This is a genomic window from Natronosalvus amylolyticus, assembly GCF_024298845.1.
Lineage (GTDB): Archaea > Halobacteriota > Halobacteria > Halobacteriales > Natrialbaceae > Natronosalvus > Natronosalvus amylolyticus.
In genome coordinates, this window is sequence record NZ_CP101156.1 from 2,181,938 (window position 1) to 2,200,228 (window position 18,291).

Consider the following 18,291-nt stretch of genomic DNA (forward strand, 5'->3'; position numbering starts at 1 on the left):
AGGTTGAACGAACCCGGTTTGGCCAGTAGATATACATGTTTGGTCTTCGATGGTTATTCGATGAGCAGTGCCGCCCAGTCGATGGGGTTTGTGATGCTCATCTGTGCGATGCCGATAGCTGGGGTTGGGGCGTACGCGTTTCAGAATCGGGAAAAGCCCGGTGCAACGGGGCTTTTCTTGTGTTTGGTGGGGATGGCTGGCTGGTCAGTACAGTTGGCGTTTATTACGTGGCCGGCCCAGTTCGCGCCGGTGTACGTGAACACCACGTTCAGACACGCGTTTCAGGCGATGGTGATGGTCGGCTGGGTGGTGCTCGTCTGGGAGTACGTTCGACGCGACCGGGTGCAGGTTCGCCCCGTACACCTCGCGGTGTTGCTCACGGTCCCGATGCTGACGGTCTTGCTCACGGCGACGAACCCCTGGCATTATCTGGTGCTCGCGCCCGAGACGCCGTCGAATCCGAGCGGGATCAGCGAGTTCGTTCTCGGCCCCTGGTATATCGTCCACATGGGGTTTGCCATCGCACTCGTGCTCTTGCCCGCTGGCGTCTTGCTCAACGACGCGCGTGGCTCCCACGGCACCCATCGACGACAGACCGCACTGTTGCTCGTCGGGTGTGCCATCGGGTTTCCGGGCGCGCTCAACACCCATCTGTTTCGGAATATGACGAGCGTCCCGACGTACCTCGACCTGACGCCGATTGCGTTCTTGCTCACGACGGTGTTGTGGGGTCTGGCCGTGTTTCGCTATCACCTGTTTAGTGTGGTACCTGTCAGCCGGCGCAACGCCATCGAAATGATGGCCGATCCCGTCATCTCCGTCGACGCCGACGGCACAGTCGTCGACGTCAACCCCGCCGCAGCGGACCTGTTTGGCACACAATCTGATCCGATCGGAATCGAGCTAGCGACGTTCTGTGCCCGCCAACCACACATCCTCGCGATGTACGAACGAGACGGAAAACAGACCGGCGAGATAACCATCGAAACCGAAACCGGCACCAGACACTTTTCCTTACACGTTCGGCCCATCACCCAGGGAACCTCGGAAACCGGATCGGTGATCGTCCTCCGAGAGATTACCCGGCTTCGCGAGCGCGAACAAGAGCTCACGCTGTTGAAAGAGGTATTCTCGCGAGTGCTCAGACACAATATCAGAAACCAGATCACCGTCGTCGAAGGCCATACGCAAGCGATCGCGGACGAAAGTGACGACGAACGTCTGACCGAACACACCACGGCCATCCTCGAGACCACCGAACAGTTGCTCGCTCACAGCGAGAAGGCCAGAGACCTCCGAAAGACCATCGACGCCGAGACGACACCCGTGACGCTCGACCTGACTGCAGCGGTTGACGAAGAGCTCGAGGCCTATCGCAGGGCAAACTCGGCCGTCGAGGTCGACTGCCACCGAACCGAGGGCGTTACCGTTCGCGCCCACCCGGAGATACGGAAGGCTGTCCGGGAGTTGCTCGAGAACACGAGCGACCACTATCCGGGCGACCCCGATGACCTGCACCTCGAGGTGACCGTCGAGCGTACCGATCGGTTCGGCCGACTGCGTATCGAGGACAACGGCACGGGTATCGATCCGCAAGAAGTCGACGCCCTGCAATCGGGGAGTGAAACCGACCTCGAGCACGGCTCCGGCGTGGGCCTCTGGATGGTCGACCTCCTTCTCCAGAAATCCGGCGGCGAGTTAAGTATCGACAACGACTCTCAGCTCGGTGGCACGCGCGTCGAACTGGCCCTACCGCTGGCCGACTCGACGCTTCCACGGGAGAGCGAATCCCGCCCGAGTGTCGAACCACCGCGGCCGTAGCATCCTCGAGCACCTACAAGCCGCGACCGTAGCCTCCCAGGTCGAGTCGTATCGGCATCCTCTTTTGCCCCAGACTCGAGCCTCGAGTATGTCACGTTCGCGTGCCGATACGCTCGAGGCGGCCGGCATCGTCGTCGGCTGTGCGATCCTGGTCGCGCTGCCGATGGGGGCGCTGTTTGGCATCTATCAGGACGGGTTCTTTCTCTCGTGGTGGCTAAGCCTGCTGGCGCTCACGCCGGGGACGATACTCGGCTTCGTCGCAGTCTCTGACTCGCGGCTCACCTACACGCACGTCTGGCGATTCGGCGTCACCCACTGGATTACGGCGGTCTTACTTTGGCAAGGGCTCGGTATCGAAGACGGACAGGAAACGCTCGCGCTGGCGAGTTGGGGTGGCGCATTCGTCGTCGGGATCGTCGTCGCGGCGGCTAGCTGGTGGCTGCCAAAGCTACGGAAGTGAGAGGAGTTTTCGAGTTTCGATAGCTACATTCGAGACGATACGTCGCTCGAGAGAGTCAAACAATACAAAAACCAGGGAACTCGATCGAACCCCGGTGGGAGCTTACTCGAGGCCGTAATCGGCCAGCGAGTGGTAGTGTTTCCACGCGCCGACGACTTCGTCGGTGCTGAACTCGAGTTCGCCATCCGCGAGTTCGAGAGTGATGACGTCGTCGGAGATGTCGGTGTCGTGGAGGTGCAACTCGAGTGGTTGGTCGAACTCGGTGACGTTCACCATCAGTTCGCCGCTCGCTTCTAGTTTCGACTGCAGTGATTGTGCATCCATGGGCGTGCCGACATTCGGCTCGCCAACATATTAACCCCAGGCAGTCATTCCCAGCTCCAAGGAGTTTCGTCCAACCGAGAGACTCGAAGGTCACGATAATGCCGACAACACCAGCACGTACCGCGTCAGCGACCGATGGACGCGCCGTTCGAACGCCGCCTCGAGCTCCCAGCCGGCGTCTCGCGCCGCACCCGCCCACGAGCGGTCGGCCACGACGACTGCGCGGTCAGCGACCCGGCAGGCCTCGGCGAGTGCGCCAGCAACCAGGTCCTCGAGTCGGTGAGTCTCGATCTTCGACTGGCGACCGTATGGCGCGTCGAATACCACGCTATCGACACTCGAATCGGCAACCGGCAATCGCGTCCCGTCACCGCGGGCGACGTGCCAGTCGCCACGGGAAGCCCCCGTCGGAGACGGACTCGAATCGTCCAAAAAGTGTCTGAGGTTCGTCCGTGCGCCCGCGACCATCTTCGCCTGGGCGTCGGTTCCGAGCACGTCCGCGCCAACCAACCCGGCCTCCACGAGAACGCCACCGGTGCCACACATCGGGTCGAGGACGGTCCGACCGGGTCCGGCACCGGCGATGTTGACGACCGCCCGCGCGAGCAACGGGTCCATACTTCCCGGCTGGAAGAATGGCTTGTCCGTGGGCGCTCTCGAGCCGAAATCCCGGACGCTCTCGGCGGCCAGCCATCCAAGCGCACACACCGAAACCGACTCCCCACCGGACGATTCGTCATCGGCCGCTTCGAACAGATCTCCCTGCTCGTCCCGTCCGTCCAGTTCGCCCATCGAGAAGGTAGCTCTGAGGACGTGGTCGGGGTCCTCGAGGTCGACCGAGAACCCGCGCTCGACAAGCACCGACCCCAGTTCGCGCTCGACTCGTGTTGGGCTGATCCCGCTCGAGCCGTGAACGTCGGTCGCTCGAACCGCGATGCTACCCTCGCGCTCGAGTGGGGCTGTCTCGAGCAGGGCCCGGGCGCTCTCGAGACTCGCGTCTGTGTGCCCGAGCAGGCTGCTCGCTCGATGGGTGTAAGCCAGGCCGCGGAGTCGGTCGGGCGAGATAGCGTTCGCCAGTGCGAGGCCGGGCGCCAGCGGGCGCACACCCGTCGCGGCCTGCCGGCTCTCACAGCGGGCGAAGGCATCGTCCTCACCGCCCAGTTCCAGGAAGTACACGCGTTACTCGAGAGAGGCGCTCCCGGGCCAATGAGCCTACCGTTTTCCGAGGAGTGCTTTCCCTCGAGCACTTCATCTCGGGTTCGAGCGAGTGTTGCTCGAGTCCGCGTTTATCGTCCGTCCCAGCGACCCGGATACGATTGTTCCGGTCCCGTCGTCTTTCGGGCGAGCAAGCGCACGCTTGCCCGCCGTTTGTCCTCGGGTCGTTCCTCGGTCGACTCGTCGTAGTAGAGCACGGTCAGGTCCAAGCCGGCACGCAGGAGTTCGTTCGCCCCGAACCGATACCGGTCGCTGCTCGGCCCGGACGGCGTCGGTTCCGTCGACCGAAGGTGGTGCTCGACGAACAGGTAGCCACCGGGGACCAGTGCCTCCTTGATGTCGGTGAACCGGTCGAGCGCCCGAAAGAAACTGATCGTGATCAGGTCGTACTGCTCGCGAGGAAATTCGTAGCTCGAGACGTCGGCCTGCACGAGATTCAGTCGGCCGCTCACCCCGCGCTCGGTTGCCCGCTCGCGCGTGATCGCCAGGCCCTCCCGTGACTGGTCGATGGCGTCGACGGCATACCCCTCGTCGGCCAGAAAGACCGCGTTGCGACCGGTTCCCGTCGCGATATCGAGTGCCCGACCCGATGGAATATCCTCGAGGTAGCCAGCGAGCACGGGCGAGGGGTCGGGAGCCTGTGGATACGAGCCGGTTCGAAATCGTTCGTCCCAATCGACCATACTGGCCGTTCACAGGGAGTGTCCGTGAATGTGTTCCCGAACTCGAGGAGGTGAATAGCGGCTGTATTCGATAGTCGCCCCTGGACACGACGTAATCAAAAGTTACATTTCCGGAGGATCGGTGGGTTCTCACAGATGAAGGCGGCCAGTCGAGTGTTACTCGTGATGAGCGTCGCTGTCGCCCTTGTGTCGTTCAGTTGGGCTAACTACTCCGCAGTCCTCCCGGCCATTATAGCTGACCTCGACCTGTCCGGAACCGAGGCAGGCGTCATCTATTCGGCATACTTCCTCGGCTACGTGATGGCAATCTTGCCGGCCGGCTATATTGCTGACCGGTATTCAACACGAGTGCTGGTCGGACTGACAGCAACAGGCTCAGGGCTGTTCGGGGTTGCGTTTGCGCTCCTGACCGTTGGTGTCGTTACGGGGAGCCTGTTTCGTCTGCTAGCTGGTGCTTGTTTTGCCGGTGTGTACGTTCCCGGTATTCGGCTGTTGTCGGACTGGTTCGACGCAGGGCGAAGGGGGCGAGCAATCGGTCTCTACGTCGGTGCGCTCGGACTCGGAAGCGGGCTTGCGTATCCGCTTTCGACGTGGCTCGCCTCGGCGAGCGACTGGCGGGTTGCCATCGCAGTGACCAGTGGTGTTGCGCTGCCCGCAGGAATAGCAGTTCTCTGGCTGGCAGCCGATCCCCCGGGGACGCTCGATCAAGAGATCGTCTTCGACCTGTCAGGATTCACTGACCGGAAATTCTTGTACCTGACGACCACCTACGCAGGTCACAACTGGGAGTTGTTCGGTGTCCAGAACTGGATCGTCGTGTTTCTCGTGGCAACACCGGCTGTCGCTGGGACAGGGAATCCAGCAATCACGGCGGGCCTGCTCGCTGGCCTGTTGACCGCACTCGGAGTTGTGGGCAATCCACTCGGCGGATGGCTCAGTGACAGGCTTGGACGTGTCGCCACGAGTGCGATAGCCCTGGGAGCAAGCGGCTGCATCACGCTGGCACTCGGGATTGGGAACTGGACTGCCATTACCGTTCTGGGAACCGTCATCGTGGTCTATGGAGTCGCCCTGGCTGCAGATAGCGCTCCCCTCTCGACGGCGATAACCGAGGTAGCTGACGATGACAACATCGGAATGGCGCTTGCAGGCCAATCGTTAGTCGGCTTTCTCCCGGGAATCGTCTCGCCGGTCGTATTTGGCGTGGCGCTTGACCGAGCAGGGTTCACAGCTGCGTTCGCTATTCTCTTCGGCGGTGTCGTCATTGGTCTCGGTGCGCTCTGGCTCCTCCGTCGCGAGTTCGAGATGAGGTGATCAGCTGCGACTGGTGTAGTGCTGGCTCGAGTTGACCGACTGCCTCACTCGCTGTCTGGTCTCCAGTAAATGCGGTATATGCACCATGAGTTCAGGACAGTGACCGTACAAGTGATGACCCATTTAAAGCCGATCGAACCGCAATCGCACTCGCTCGAGTCGGCCATAGCAGCCACCCAGACCGCCATCGCACTGACGCGAGCGGGCGTCAGTCACCCGTCAGACACACTCAAGATAGCGGACAGATCAGTGTGTAGTACCAAGCTTTATAAACCTTAAATACGTCCTTTTAAACGACTTATGACGGATCCGAAGGACACCATCAACATCGAAAACGTGGTGGCGTCGACCGGCATCGGGCAAGAACTCGACCTCCAGAGCGTCGCAATGGACCTCGAGGGGGCCGACTACGACCCCGAGCAGTTCCCCGGTCTCGTCTACCGCACCCAGAATCCCAAATCCGCCGCCCTGATTTTCCGTTCGGGGAAGATCGTCTGCACCGGCGCGAAAAGCACCGACGACGTCCACGAGAGTCTGCGCATCGTCTTCGATAAGCTGCGCGAACTCCAGATCCAGGTGAACGAGGATCCGGAAATCGTCGTCCAGAACATCGTCACCTCGGCAGATCTGGGCCGCAACCTCAACCTGAACGCCATCGCCATCGGGCTGGGCCTCGAGAACATCGAGTACGAGCCAGAACAGTTCCCCGGCCTGGTCTACCGCCTCGACGACCCCGAAGTCGTCGCCCTGCTCTTCGGGTCCGGCAAACTCGTCATCACCGGCGGCAAGAAACCGGCCGACGCCGAACACGCCGTCGACAAGATCGTCTCTCGACTCGAAGATCTCGGCTTGCTCGAGTAAGCCACGGCGCGTTTTTTCGACCACTACTTGCGGAGATAGCTGTACGTCCTCGACGAACGGATACGGTTCTCGAGGCAGAGACCCAACACTGGACGGTCGAACGCCTGGCGGACACTGCTACCCTCACAGCACCGATTTCGTCACAACCAAAGGGTCTGGCTCCCTACTATCGGTATGGATCCGTTCGCGGCCCTCGCGCAGGTGACCGGCGGCGATATCGAACCCGCTACCGGGGGCGTGCTCGCGTACCTCGGCACCTTTCTGGTGACGACGCTGTTTTACGGCATCACCCTGCACATCGCCGCGAGATACGTCCTCGAGTACGTCTCGATCAAGCGAGCGTTCACCGTCGCACCCGTGCTCGCAGCCGTTCTGTTGCTCCTTCAGCAGTGGGGGCCGCTGATCGTCGTCCCCTTCACCGTTACCCTGGCGTACGCCCTGATTCTGGTCGTCTACGACCTGAGTTACAAGCTTGCCGCGCTCGTCGCGCTCATTTACTACACCGTCGCCGTCATCGTCGGCTTCACCATCTTCAACATCTGGTTCCTGCTGGGGACGGCACCGGGGTGAGCGGGTATCAACAACTGACCAGTTCACTCTCGAAAGTAATTCGATAGGTTGACCAGGTTTTGCCGAGTCCACAGCGCGTGTATTGCAACGGCCGGTTCCCTTTCGACCCTTGCAGATCCGTCACGGAGTGAAACTATGTGATTACACATCATATGTGATCGGGAGTCGATCCATGACAGAGATCACGCCAGATGCCAACCGGTTCGTGACCAAAGAGGACAAATATGTGAACAAACACGATCTTCCGAGCTACTCGATCTGTGCCAGTACTGGCTGATATGACCTTAACAACTGTTCCACACTACGATAGTGAACAGATCCCTGACCGAGGTGAGCACGCGATTGTGGTTGGCGCAGGCATAGCTGGCCTCTGTGCTACGCGTGTCCTTGCGGATGCGTTCGACGAGGTCACCGTGATCGATCGTGACCCACTGCCAGATGAGCCCGTTGCACGCGATGGCGTCCCCCAGGCCCGACAAATCCATATTCTGTGGGAGGCTGGCCGAGCAACGCTGGAGGACCTATTCCCGGGCTACAGCGAGGAGTTGGTTGCCGCTGGCGGGGTGTCGATCGACGGGCAGCGTGATTTCTACATGTACAGCCAAGGAAACTACCTCGCCACCGGATCGAAACCCTTCCCCCTCTACGCGGCCACGCGACCGCTGTACGAGCAGTTACTCCGACAACGTGTTTCCGACCGAGACGACGTCTATGTGCGGGGGAGCTGTCCATTTGTTGACTACCTCGCTGACGACGCAACGAAGAACGTGAACGGCGTAGTAATCCGGGATCAAGACGGTGGGCAAGAGGAAATCGCCGCCGATCTGGTCATCGATGCCACTGGCCGAATGAGCCGGACGCCAGATTGGCTATCGAACCACGGCTACACGCCGCCCTCTGCGGAGGAAGTACACATCGATCTGGCCTACACCACCACCTGTATCGAACGCCCTGCCAACGACTACCGAATGATCGGTGTGCTAGCCGCGGCACCACGTAGCCGTGGTGGAGCAGTGTTACCCGTCGAAGACGATTGTTGGCTGGTGAACCTACACGGTATTCACGGTGATCATCCCCCAAAGAACATTGAAGATGCCAAAGACTTCGCAGCGAGTCTGCCCATTCCAATCGTGAATGACCTCCTCAACGAGTACCCTATGGTGTCCGAAGAGGCCGCCTTCTACCCGTTCCCATCGAACCGCCGCTACCGATACGAGAACCTTGACCAGTTCCCCGAAGGGTTACTCGTTATCGGCGATGCGATCGCCAGTTTCAATCCGATCTACGGGCAAGGCATGTCAGTAGCTGCACTTGAAGCACTAACGCTTCACCACGTGCTCACGAGAGACAATCATGAGCCACTTGCGACCAGCTTTTTCAACCGCGCCACAGAGATCATCGATCCCGCATGGATGCTGGCCACCGGGGCGGACTTCAGTTTCTCCCAGACGCGTGGTGAAAAGCCCAACGGGGCCGCCTTCTTCAACTGGTATCTGTCCCGACTGTTCCGGAAAGCCCACGCTGACGGTGTCTTGACCGACGCCTTCACCCGTGTCCTCTCGATGCAACAACACCCGACATCACTGCTGCGCCCCAGCATTATGTGGCGCGTGCTCAAACCAGGCCGCAGAACGGAGCAACTACAGCCACGAAAGCCCACACACGAGACAACGTGACGGGCGTAAGGATCGCTAGTACCGCCGTGTTGAACTCATTCTCTGTCTGGAACAGACCGCTCAGAAAGTACCACTCCTCAGGGATTCCAACGGAGCCCGACGATACTATTCCTCGAGCACGTCGAACTGTGCGTCGACCACGACGTGTTCGACTCCGGCGCTGTGGGATTTGACCCGTCGCGTTTCCAGCACCGTGAGCGCTCGCCCGGCCGCGTCAGCCGCCCGTTCGAGGCGCTCGAGCGGGCGGTCCCACAGTTCGGCCTCGGGCGTCGCCTCGTGATAGTGGACGATTCCACCGGAGACCAGCGCCTCGAGCGCCGCGGGGAGAAACGTCTCGGCCTCGTTCGTTCGCGTCCCGTGTCCGTCGTCGTCGGTACCATCGGCGACGCCGTAGTAGCCCATCACCACGCGGTCGGCCTCGAGCGTCGGTGCCAGGTCCCGGCAATCGCTGTGGTAGGCGTCGAGTCGATGGCTCACGTCGTTGGCGACGGCATTCTCGAGCAGGTAGCGAAACGCCGTCGGGTTCAGTTCCGTCGCGGTCACGGACGCGCCCGCTCGAGCCATCGGCAGTGAAAAGTAGCCGATACCCGCGAACATGTCGAAGACGCACTCGTCCGCCTCGACGACGTCGGCCATCCGCCGGCGCTCGGCCTGATTCCCCGGCGAGAACATCACCCGCTGGGGGTCGAGCCCGTAGCTCGTCCCGTCTTCGACGTGGACCGTCTCGGTGTCGCTCGAGCCGGCGAGTACCCGCGTCCGGGGCTCACGATAGGTGCCCGCCGCGCTGTCGTCGGCGGTGTCGTTCGCGATTCCCTCGTCAGCGAGCACGGTTTCGGCCTCCCCGTGAAGTTCGAGCAGCGCCTCCGCGACAGCGGTTTCGTCCGGACAGCCCTCGGGGAGTCGAACGAGAACGACCGAGCCGATGACGGCCCAGGAGCCGGGAGCCGACTCGAGGTCGGCGTCGCTCCAGCCGCGTTCTCGCAGGTGGTCCTCGAGCGTGCGCGTCCGATACTCGGGGTCGACCTGTCGGATCACCTCACGAACGGCCGTCGATTCCGGCGGAGCGGTCACGGGCACGGCGACGCCATTCTCGCCGTAGGGTCGAACCCGTCGGTCGTCGTCGTAGACGCCCTCCGTGCGCAACGCTTCGATCGCCGCTTCCGAGCGGGGCGCGTCGACGACGGCTGCTAGGGGACCGGTCTCGAGCGCCTCGAGGGAGTCGGTCGAAGTCCTTACTATTGTTTCTGTATTGTTTGTTTCGGCGTTCGAGGGGTCGCCTGACTCGCTCGAGTCGGCGTGGTTCCCACTCGAATCAGGAGTCGGCTCCTCACGAGAGTCACCGCCGCCGCCGTCCTCAGACATCGTCGGGCAGAACGTGGAGGCCAGCACGACTTTTCAGGACGGGGACCGTGTCGGGGTCGTCGTCGACGTAGTCGGGCCGCGAGATGGTCTTCGCCTGGTAGGTCTCGGGGTCGAGCACCTGTATCGAGCGTTCGTCTTCCACCGTGACGACCGTCGTTTCGACGGCATCCTCTCGCTCGCCGAGTTTGCGGGCATCGGGAGCGTTTCCCTCCTCGTAGCTCGCCTCGTAGCGCTCACCCGTTCGCAACCGGATGCCCTTGAGGTTGCCGTGGGCGCTACTCACGAGAACTGGCCCCTCGTCGTCGTCCGCGAGGTCGATGATGTCGCCGGGAATGTACGGCGGCAGTCGGACGGCGAAGGTGACCCGGTAGACGCCGTTGCCGTCTTCATCTTCCGTGACGAGGGTTTCCGCGTCGTTGACCGTTCCGCCGAACTCCTCGACCATCTTGTTCGAGATCTTCTTGCCGATTTTGTTCGTCGAGACGCGCATGTTGAGGCCGTCGTCGTTCTCGGTCGTCTCCGTGATGAACGCGTTTCGGTCGCCCGTCGCCTCCATGTCGGCGACGATCTCCTCGGCGATAACCTTCGCTCGCTCGAGTTCCTCGGTCGTCGGCGTCCGGTCCTCGGCACGAATCTGGACGATACTGGCGTAGTAATCGCCGGCAATTCGACCACAGCGAGTGCAGGTCTGGCGAGCGATTTTGACGGGGACCATCACCTGTTCTTCGACAGGCGTGTCCCGGACCGTCCCCGTAAAATAACAGTGCATCCGAACTGTGTTCGGGCCGACTTCCTCGGGTTCGACCTGCCAGGCGACGTCGTCGACGTCGACGTGGACCGCCAGGGCTTCGCTTACCTCCTCGATGGCGACGTCGGTGTAATCCTGTGCACCAACGTCGACCCATCGCCGACCCCGGTGGACGGCCCCACACTGGGAACACACCCGAACGTCGATGCGGTCCGGCGCATCGATAAACTCGAAATCGTCGAAGTAGCAACTATCACAGATATCGACCTCCGCACCCGGTCGAAGCGGGTCATTCGCCCCGTCCTCCTCCCGTCTGTCTGGGACGGGATCACCACAGCGAGGACAGAACGCACGTGACTCATTCATGACACCCAGTTTGTGACTGAGCGAGTTAAGCACCGCGTTCGCACTCTCGAGGGTCTCGAGAGCGCGAGCGAAGAACGCTCTCGAAGGAGTCAATTCTCAAATCCTGTGAAGTCCACTCGAAACCAGGGGGTTCCCGGAGCCAGTCTGTGGCGCTACGTGTCGGAAACCAACCACGAATGTGTTGTTTTCGAGGTCTGAACCAGCTCTCTTGCCTGCGGTTTCGTTTCACCCTCGAGTGCGAAAACTGCTCGAGCCATGTTAGCGTCTGACAATTCGACTGGAACGCAGCCATCCTCCGCTTCGCCAGCGAAATAGTCGCCGTCAGACGCTCTCCGGTCATGGCTTTCTCGAGGGGAAGTCAAGGGGTTCACGTCGGATTTTGGAGTCACGAGAGAGTGAGCATGAACGGTGACTCGGGAAACGGCATCACCTGACCAACCGCCCTCACTCAAACAATCGAACACCACTCGAGTAACCACACCACGCTGTGTGTCCGAGTCGACGCCTCGAGCGTTGCCCATCCCCGCCCTGCCACACGGTTCCACGGCGGATTTATCCGAACCGAGCGCTTATATGAAGTATGGACTGGCAACCGGACTGGGGACTGCGATTTCGAATGTTCCTCACGATGTTTCTCCTCTTCGCGCTGTACATCGTGTTCGCTGCCGTGATCACTACCTACGTCGGCGGTGGCCTGTTCGTCTTCGCCATCCTCTTCGGCGGGATGTCGTTCGTCCAGTACTACTACAGCGATACGCTCACGCTCAAGACGATGGGGGCGAAGGTGGTCGACGACGACGAGTACCCACAGTTACACGCAGCCGTCGAACGACTCTCACAGCAGGCCGACCTCCCGAAACCGAAAGTTGCCGTCATCGACTCGAAAGTGCCGAACGCGTTCGCAACCGGCCGCAATCAGAAAAACGCTGCCGTCGCCGTCACAACCGGCCTCATGCGTCGCCTGAACCAGGAGGAACTCGACGGCGTCATCGCCCACGAACTCGCCCACGTCAAAAACCGGGACATGATGGTGATGACCATCGCCTCGTTTCTCTCGACCATCGCCTTCATGATCGTCCGTTGGGGGGCGTTCTTCGGCGGCGGTCGCCGGGGGCGCGGCGGTGGCGGCGTCGTCGTCGCTATCCTCGTCTCGCTCGTCGTCTGGATCATCAGCTACCTGCTGATCCGGGCGCTCTCGCGCTATCGCGAGTTCGCCGCCGACCGGGGTGCCGCCGCGATCACCGGCAACCCCGCCGCGCTGGCTTCGGCGCTCATGACCATCTCGGGCGACGTCGAGAAAATCCCCGACAGGGACCTCCGCGAGGAAGCCGAAATGAACGCCTTCTTCATCATCCCGCTGAAATCGGGCATCGTCGGCCGCCTCTTTTCGACCCATCCGGACACCGAGCGACGCGTCGAAGCGCTTCGGCAACTCGAGCGCGAGATGGAAACCGTTTAACACCCCGAGGTAGCAGGCCGTCGACAGACGCCAGTTTCTCGAGTGACTTCGAGAGGCGAGCTTTCAAATCCTCGCCACCCAACGGATAGGTATGGGACTACTGGACGGACTTCGGGCCGTCCTCGGGATTCGAGCCGAGTCGGACGCCAAACGCGAGGCCGACCCCGAAGACCTCTTCGGGATGAGTACCGCCTATCTGACGATGGAAGCCGACCTCGGCTACCGCCACGTCGGAGCGGGCGCGCTCTGTTTTTCCGGCGTCGACTCGAGCAGCTTTCGCGACACCGTCGAGGACGTCGAAGCCATTCTCGAGGCAGGCCGTGAGGATACGGGCACTGACTTTCACGTCACCGAAGACGACCACGGCTATCGGTGGGTCGTCCTCGAGGACGACAACCCTGAAGACCTCATCACGAGCCTCCACTTCGCCGCGGACACGTTCGTCGAACGCGGCTATGGCTCTCGACTGCTCGCTGCCGTCTTCGGGTACGAGAACGAGAAGGGGCCGGCCTACTGGATTTACTCGTTTCGACGCGGCGCGTTCTATCCGTTTGCCCCCCGAGGCGGTCGAGAGCGTGACACGAACGTCGAATTCAAACTCGAGTCCGTGTTGGACGGCGAACTCGAGGTCGAAGGCGACAAGGAGTACTGGTATCCGCTGTGGCCGTCGGCGAGCGGACGCCACCCCTGGGAGTAGGCGTCTGTTGGACGAGACGAAAAGGTAGAAAACCACACTCGAGCCGTCTACAGGGAGCCGTCCCAGCCGAGTTCGCTACAGTGAAACGTCCCGGTCGAGCGCGAGATACGCACCCACGAGCGGGAGCGTGATCCAGAACGCGATAACGACGAACACGAACCAGTGCTCGAGGTACAGGGGCACGGACGCGAGTTCGGCACTCCCCGTTTCGGCTGTCGATCGGCCCTCGATGTAGACCTCGGTGACCAGCGAGACGCGTGGCACCAGTTCGCTCAGCCGAGACAGCGGGAGTATGACCAGCGAGTCGGTGACGACCGTCCCGAAGTGAAAGCGCTGGATGAGCGGCGACACCGACCACGGGTGGAAGGTCGCGAGCTGCTCCTGACTGCTCGGCAGCCACGTCACGAGTTGATAGTACGGGAGTACCAGCAGTCCGAGGCCGATGGCCCAGGCTTTCGCTTTCGTCTCGCCGAGGGTCCCAGCGAACGTCCCGAAGGCGACGAAGATACAGGACAACGCGAACACGACCGCGGCCGTCACGACGAGGGTCAGCGACGGGAACGACGTCTGGACGAGCGCCCCGAGCGCGATGGCGAGCCCACCCACACCGACGACGACACCGAGACAGAGACACCGCCCCAGGAACGTGCCGACGAGTACGTCAACCTGGCCGTATCCCCTGGCCTCGAGGGACGCGTACCGGTCCGATTCCCGGTTGGTGAACGCCGACGTCAGCCCCATCGTCAACCCGGCAATCGGGACCAGCGTGATCGCCAGCACGAACAACAGGGCCACGCCGGTGAAATCGGCGACCGCCGTTGGTGACGTGAGAACGCCGTGGAGTCCTTCGATATCCTCGGCGGTTAACTGTCGACCGTATATCCCGCCGATGATGGCATTGTCGGTCAGCGCCGCGGGGTCTTCGGTCAGCGTCTCCGCAGCAGATTCGAACGCGCCCTCGAGCACGGTCGCGAGCACGAACGCGCCAACCGCGCCGACGACCGCGGCGAGGCCGGCAAAGACTTTGACTGCCCGGCCGCCTCGAGCGTGAGCGAACTCGCTTTCGCCGATGGCATACCAGCGCCGGAGGCGAACCTCGAGACCGACGTCTTCGGCAGCCGGCCCGTCGACGCTCTCTCGAGCCGGTTCCGTGACCGTGCCCCCGGTTGCGTGGCCTGAACCGACCGCACCCGAACTGGTGGCGTGCGTTGCCTGCGTCGGGTCACCGGCTTCCTGGTGCGGGGCTGGGTCCTGTGGTGGCTGAGTGGCGTGGTCACGTGGCTGTTGCGGTGGCTGAGTGGCGTGGTCACGTGGCTGTTGCGGTGGCTGAGTGGCGTGGTCACGTGGCTGTTGCGGTGGCTGAGTGGCGTGGTCACGTGGCTGTTGCGGTGGCTGAGTGGCCTCACTCGAGCGGTCCTGCTTCGCGTCGACTGCCTGTTGGCGAGACGACCCGTCGGCGGTCGATGACTGGTCGCCAGACTCCTGGTCGACAGTGGCCTGTTCCTCGGACGCTTCCCGAACCCACCTGCGTTGGGATGGCTCCTCGTTTGTCTTGCCATTCGCCTCGTCTCCTCGAGAGTGGTCGTCCCCTGTCATCGTGTGTCCCCCCTGGGCTGCGGTCCAATCACGACAGTAAACTCACCGTCGTCCCATCCTGGGCTGCACATTCGTTATCGAGGCATCTCATGGAATTCTGATAAGTGTTATCCCCAAACCGGAGCGCCGGCATATGAAACCCATTAACGCTTTCGGCCCGAGTAGATGACCGTCGGAGGAACCGTGGCCATGAGGTCGGGGTCGAAGCTCCCAAACTCGGAGACGTAGTCGTCGGGGGTATCGTACCCCGGTTCGTGCACGCCCTCGAGGTGGAACCCAGTCTCCAAGAGGAGCCGTACGGTCTCGCCGATGTTTCGCCGGTGGATGACCATCTCGGCGTCAAAGGCCTCGCTGTACTGTCTCCGTGGCGACATATCGAAGTAACTCTGTTTGAACGTCTGGGTTTCGGGATCGACGATCTTGTAAAACGGATGGTCGACGCTGAAGACGAGTTTCCCGTCCGGCTTGAGTACCCGGTAGGCTTCCTCGAAACACGCTTGCAGGTCCTCGACCCACTGGAACGCGAACGCCGAAAACGCGAGGTCGTACGTCTCATCGGGAATCATCGGCATGTCGGTGACGCTGCTCTCGACGAACCTGATGTCCTGGTCCCGTTCATCGGCGTGCTTTCGTGCGTAAGACAGTTGTGCCGCCGAGATGTCGACACCGGTCACGTCAGCACCGCGCTCGGAAACGGCGATACCGAACTGGGCCCCGCCACACCCCAATTCGATCGCTTTCTTGCCCTCGAGGTCGCCAAGCAGCCCCATATCGTCGTCCTTCGGCGCACCCGGACCCCAGTCGATACCGACCTCGATCTCACCGCCGCCGTATGCCTCCTGGAACTGTTCGGCCCACGCGTTCCACCACACTCGAGCGTCGTCTTCCATGGCATACTGTCACGACACAGTGATAGAATAGCTTGGGGTAGGATGGGGAGTGTTAACACACGAGAATCGACCCACACCTTTCCACGGGCACTCGAGGGAAGCCAGTCATCGGAGCTCTCGAGACGCCGAAAGTGATATCCGCGCTTCTCGTTCGGACCGGAGGGTGGTTCGCCGTGTCAAAAGTCTTCTGCTGGTGGCGCAACGCCCTCGTCTGCCTCGCCGGCGAGGTCGAACTCCTCGCGGACTTCTCGCAAGCGGTCACGGATATCCGCTGCGAGTTCGAACTCGAGGTTGCTCGCCGCCTCCTGCATCCGCTCTTCGAGTTCCTCGACGTACCGGGCGGCGTCGTCTTCGTCCTCGAGTTCGGTGCCGGCGACACTCGAGGTGTCGGTCTTGCTGCCCGGAAGATTGGTCTCACCCACTTCTTTCTCGATGGTCATGGGTTCGTGGCCGTGCTCTGCGTTGAACTCGCGCTGGATTTCACGGCGTCGACGGGTCTCCTCGATGGCGGATTCCATCGCGTTCGAGGGCTCGTCGGCGTAGAGGACGACCTCGCCGTTGACGTTTCGAGCGGCCCGTCCCATCGTCTGAACCAGCGTCGTCTCGCTCCGGAGGAATCCCTCCTGGTCGGCGTCGAGAATCGCCACGAGGCTCACCTCGGGAATGTCGAGGCCTTCCCGGAGGAGGTTGATCCCGACCAGCACGTCGATCTCGCCCAGTCGAAGGGAGCGAACGATTTCGTGACGCTCGAGCGTGTCCGTCTCGTCGTGCATGTAGGCGACGTCGACCCCGGATTCCTCGAGGTACTCCGTGAGGTCTTCGGCCATCCGTTTGGTGAGCGTCGTCACGAGGGTACGTTCGTCGCGCTCGATTCGCTCGTCGATACGATCCATGAGGTCGTCGACCTGGCCCGTCGCCGGTGCGACCTCGACTTCGGGGTCGACGAGGTAGGTGGGTCGAACGATCTGTTCGACGATCTGATCACTTTGATCTTGCTCGTAGTCACTCGGCGTCGCGGAGACGTACAGCGTGTTATCCGTACGTTCCTCGAACTCCTCGAACGTCAGCGGGCGATTGTCGTAGGCCGTCGGCAGTCGGAAACCGTTCTCGACCAGCGAGTCCTTCCGGGACTTGTCGCCGGCGTGTTGGCCCTTGATCTGGGGGAGGGTGACGTGAGATTCGTCCACCACGGTCAGAAAGTCGTCGGGGAAGTAATCCAGCAACGTGTACGGCGTGTCGCCGGATTCGCGGTCGTCGAGGTACACCGAGTAGTTCTCGATGCCCGAACAGTAGCCCGTCTCCTGCATCATCTCGAGGTCGAACGTCGTCCGCTCCTCGATGCGCTGGGCGGCGATCAGGTCGCCCTTGCGCTCGAAGTACGAGATACGAGAGTCCAGGTCGTCGCGAATCTCCTCGACGGCCTGCTCGAGGCGTTCTTCGGGCAGCGAGTAGTGTTCTGCCGGGTGGACCAGGACGGCGGGTTCGTCGGATTTGAGGTCGCCCTCGAGCGGGTCGACCTTGCGCATCCGGTCGATTTCGTCGCCCCAGAACTCGACGCGGACGGCGTAGCGGCCGTACATGGGGAAGATTTCGATTGTGTCCCCGCGCACCCGAAACGTGCCGTTCGTGAAGTCGATATCGTTGCGCTCGTAGTTCAGATCGACCAGGCGTTTCAGCAGTTCGTCACGGCCCACTTCCTCGCCGACCTCGAGTCGCATCGCCATGTCGACGTAGTTGCTTGGGTCACCCAATCCATAGATAGCAGAGACGCTGGCGACGACGATGACATCGTCACGGGTGAGCAGCGAGCGGGTTGCCGAGTGGCGAAGGCGGTCGATCTCGTCGTTGATCGAGGCGTCCTTGTCGATGTAGGTGTCGGTCTGTTCGACGTAGGCTTCGGGCTGGTAGTAGTCGTAATACGAGACGAAGTACTCGACGGCGTTGTCCGGGAAGAGGTTCCGAAACTCCTCGTAGAGCTGGGCCGCCAGCGTCTTGTTGTGAGCGATGACCAGCGTCGGCTGCTGGGTCTCCTCGATCACCCACGAGACGGTGTTGGTCTTGCCCGACCCAGTCACGCCGAGCAGCGTCTGGCGGTCCATCCCCGCATCGAAGCCGTCGGCCAGCGCCTCGATAGCGGCCGGCTGGTCACCCGCCGGTTCGAACGGCGCATCGACCGTAAACCGGGTGGCTGCATCGGGTCGGTCCGGCTGGAGTGGGCCGCGAGCGTTACTCATAGCTGTCTCGAGGAA

The 18,291-nt window shown here is 61.9% G+C and carries 16 protein-coding genes; 8 read left to right on the forward strand and 8 right to left on the reverse strand.

The genetic code is table 11. From position 1 onward, the window contains the following. The first annotated feature begins 60 nt into the window (after positions 1–60). Both NLK60_RS10360 and NLK60_RS10365 read left to right on the forward strand, forming a co-directional pair. Positions 61–1,821, forward strand: coding sequence for a histidine kinase N-terminal 7TM domain-containing protein (locus NLK60_RS10360; protein ID WP_254807716.1), 1,761 nt, complete (start codon positions 61–63; stop codon positions 1,819–1,821). A gap of 88 nt (positions 1,822–1,909) precedes the next feature. After that, positions 1,910–2,281, forward strand: a complete 372-nt coding sequence (locus tag NLK60_RS10365; protein ID WP_254807717.1) for a hypothetical protein — start codon at positions 1,910–1,912, stop codon at positions 2,279–2,281. 102 nt (positions 2,282–2,383) lie between these two features. On the opposite strand, the gene NLK60_RS10370 is transcribed toward NLK60_RS10365, so the two are convergent. From NLK60_RS10370 to NLK60_RS10380, 3 genes are all read right to left on the reverse strand, one after another. After that, entirely contained in the window at positions 2,384–2,605 is a 222-nt protein-coding gene (locus NLK60_RS10370; RefSeq protein WP_254807718.1) for a hypothetical protein, read from the reverse strand. Between the two features lie 90 nt (positions 2,606–2,695). Further along, the gene (locus NLK60_RS10375; protein ID WP_254807719.1) at positions 2,696–3,781 is read right to left on the reverse strand and encodes a methyltransferase domain-containing protein; all 1,086 of its coding nucleotides are present in this window, start codon (positions 3,779–3,781) and stop codon (positions 2,696–2,698) included. A 110-nt stretch (positions 3,782–3,891) separates the two neighbouring features. Further along, positions 3,892–4,503, reverse strand: coding sequence for a class I SAM-dependent methyltransferase (locus NLK60_RS10380; protein WP_254807720.1), 612 nt, complete (start codon positions 4,501–4,503; stop codon positions 3,892–3,894). A 135-nt stretch (positions 4,504–4,638) separates the two neighbouring features. Here NLK60_RS10380 and NLK60_RS10385 point away from each other — a divergent pair, with 135 nt between their 5' ends. From NLK60_RS10385 to NLK60_RS10400, 4 genes are all read left to right on the forward strand, one after another. Beyond that, entirely contained in the window at positions 4,639–5,817 is a 1,179-nt protein-coding gene (locus tag NLK60_RS10385) for an MFS transporter (protein WP_254807721.1), read from the forward strand. 300 nt (positions 5,818–6,117) lie between these two features. Next, the gene (locus NLK60_RS10390; protein ID WP_254807722.1) at positions 6,118–6,678 is read left to right on the forward strand and encodes a TATA-box-binding protein; all 561 of its coding nucleotides are present in this window, start codon (positions 6,118–6,120) and stop codon (positions 6,676–6,678) included. A gap of 174 nt (positions 6,679–6,852) precedes the next feature. Beyond that, positions 6,853–7,248, forward strand: a complete 396-nt coding sequence (locus NLK60_RS10395) for a DUF7473 family protein (RefSeq protein ID WP_254807723.1) — start codon at positions 6,853–6,855, stop codon at positions 7,246–7,248. A 278-nt stretch (positions 7,249–7,526) separates the two neighbouring features. Beyond that, positions 7,527–8,924 carry an FAD-dependent oxidoreductase gene (locus NLK60_RS10400; RefSeq protein WP_254807724.1) on the forward strand — a complete coding sequence of 466 codons (1,398 nt, stop codon included), beginning with the start codon at positions 7,527–7,529 and terminating at the stop codon, positions 8,922–8,924. A gap of 105 nt (positions 8,925–9,029) precedes the next feature. On the opposite strand, the gene NLK60_RS10405 is transcribed toward NLK60_RS10400, so the two are convergent. Next, positions 9,030–10,286, reverse strand: a complete 1,257-nt coding sequence (locus NLK60_RS10405; protein WP_254807725.1) for a class I SAM-dependent methyltransferase — start codon at positions 10,284–10,286, stop codon at positions 9,030–9,032. Then, entirely contained in the window at positions 10,279–11,400 is a 1,122-nt protein-coding gene (locus NLK60_RS10410; protein WP_254807726.1) for a 60S ribosomal export protein NMD3, read from the reverse strand. The genes NLK60_RS10405 and NLK60_RS10410 overlap by 8 nt, the downstream gene beginning before the upstream one ends. Before the next feature lie 580 nt (positions 11,401–11,980). Here NLK60_RS10410 and htpX point away from each other — a divergent pair. Both htpX and pspAB read left to right on the forward strand, forming a co-directional pair. Further along, positions 11,981–12,859, forward strand: coding sequence for a zinc metalloprotease HtpX (gene htpX, locus NLK60_RS10415; protein WP_254807727.1), 879 nt, complete (start codon positions 11,981–11,983; stop codon positions 12,857–12,859). Between the two features lie 91 nt (positions 12,860–12,950). After that, a complete protein-coding gene (gene pspAB, locus NLK60_RS10420) occupies positions 12,951–13,556 on the forward strand; it encodes a PspA-associated protein PspAB (protein WP_254807728.1) in 606 nt (201 codons plus the stop codon). A 75-nt stretch (positions 13,557–13,631) separates the two neighbouring features. Here the strand turns inward: pspAB and NLK60_RS10425 are convergent, their stop codons facing one another. The 3 genes from NLK60_RS10425 to uvrB all read right to left on the reverse strand — a co-directional run bounded on the left by NLK60_RS10425 (position 13,632) and on the right by uvrB (position 18,276). Continuing rightward, positions 13,632–15,152, reverse strand: coding sequence for an ABC transporter permease subunit (locus NLK60_RS10425; RefSeq protein WP_254807729.1), 1,521 nt, complete (start codon positions 15,150–15,152; stop codon positions 13,632–13,634). 143 nt (positions 15,153–15,295) lie between these two features. Continuing rightward, positions 15,296–16,042, reverse strand: coding sequence for a class I SAM-dependent methyltransferase (locus NLK60_RS10430; RefSeq protein ID WP_254807730.1), 747 nt, complete (start codon positions 16,040–16,042; stop codon positions 15,296–15,298). 176 nt (positions 16,043–16,218) lie between these two features. Next, complete coding sequence (uvrB, locus tag NLK60_RS10435) at positions 16,219–18,276, reverse strand: excinuclease ABC subunit UvrB (RefSeq protein WP_254807731.1); 2,058 nt, start codon at positions 18,274–18,276, stop codon at positions 16,219–16,221. Positions 18,277–18,291 lie beyond the last annotated feature (15 nt).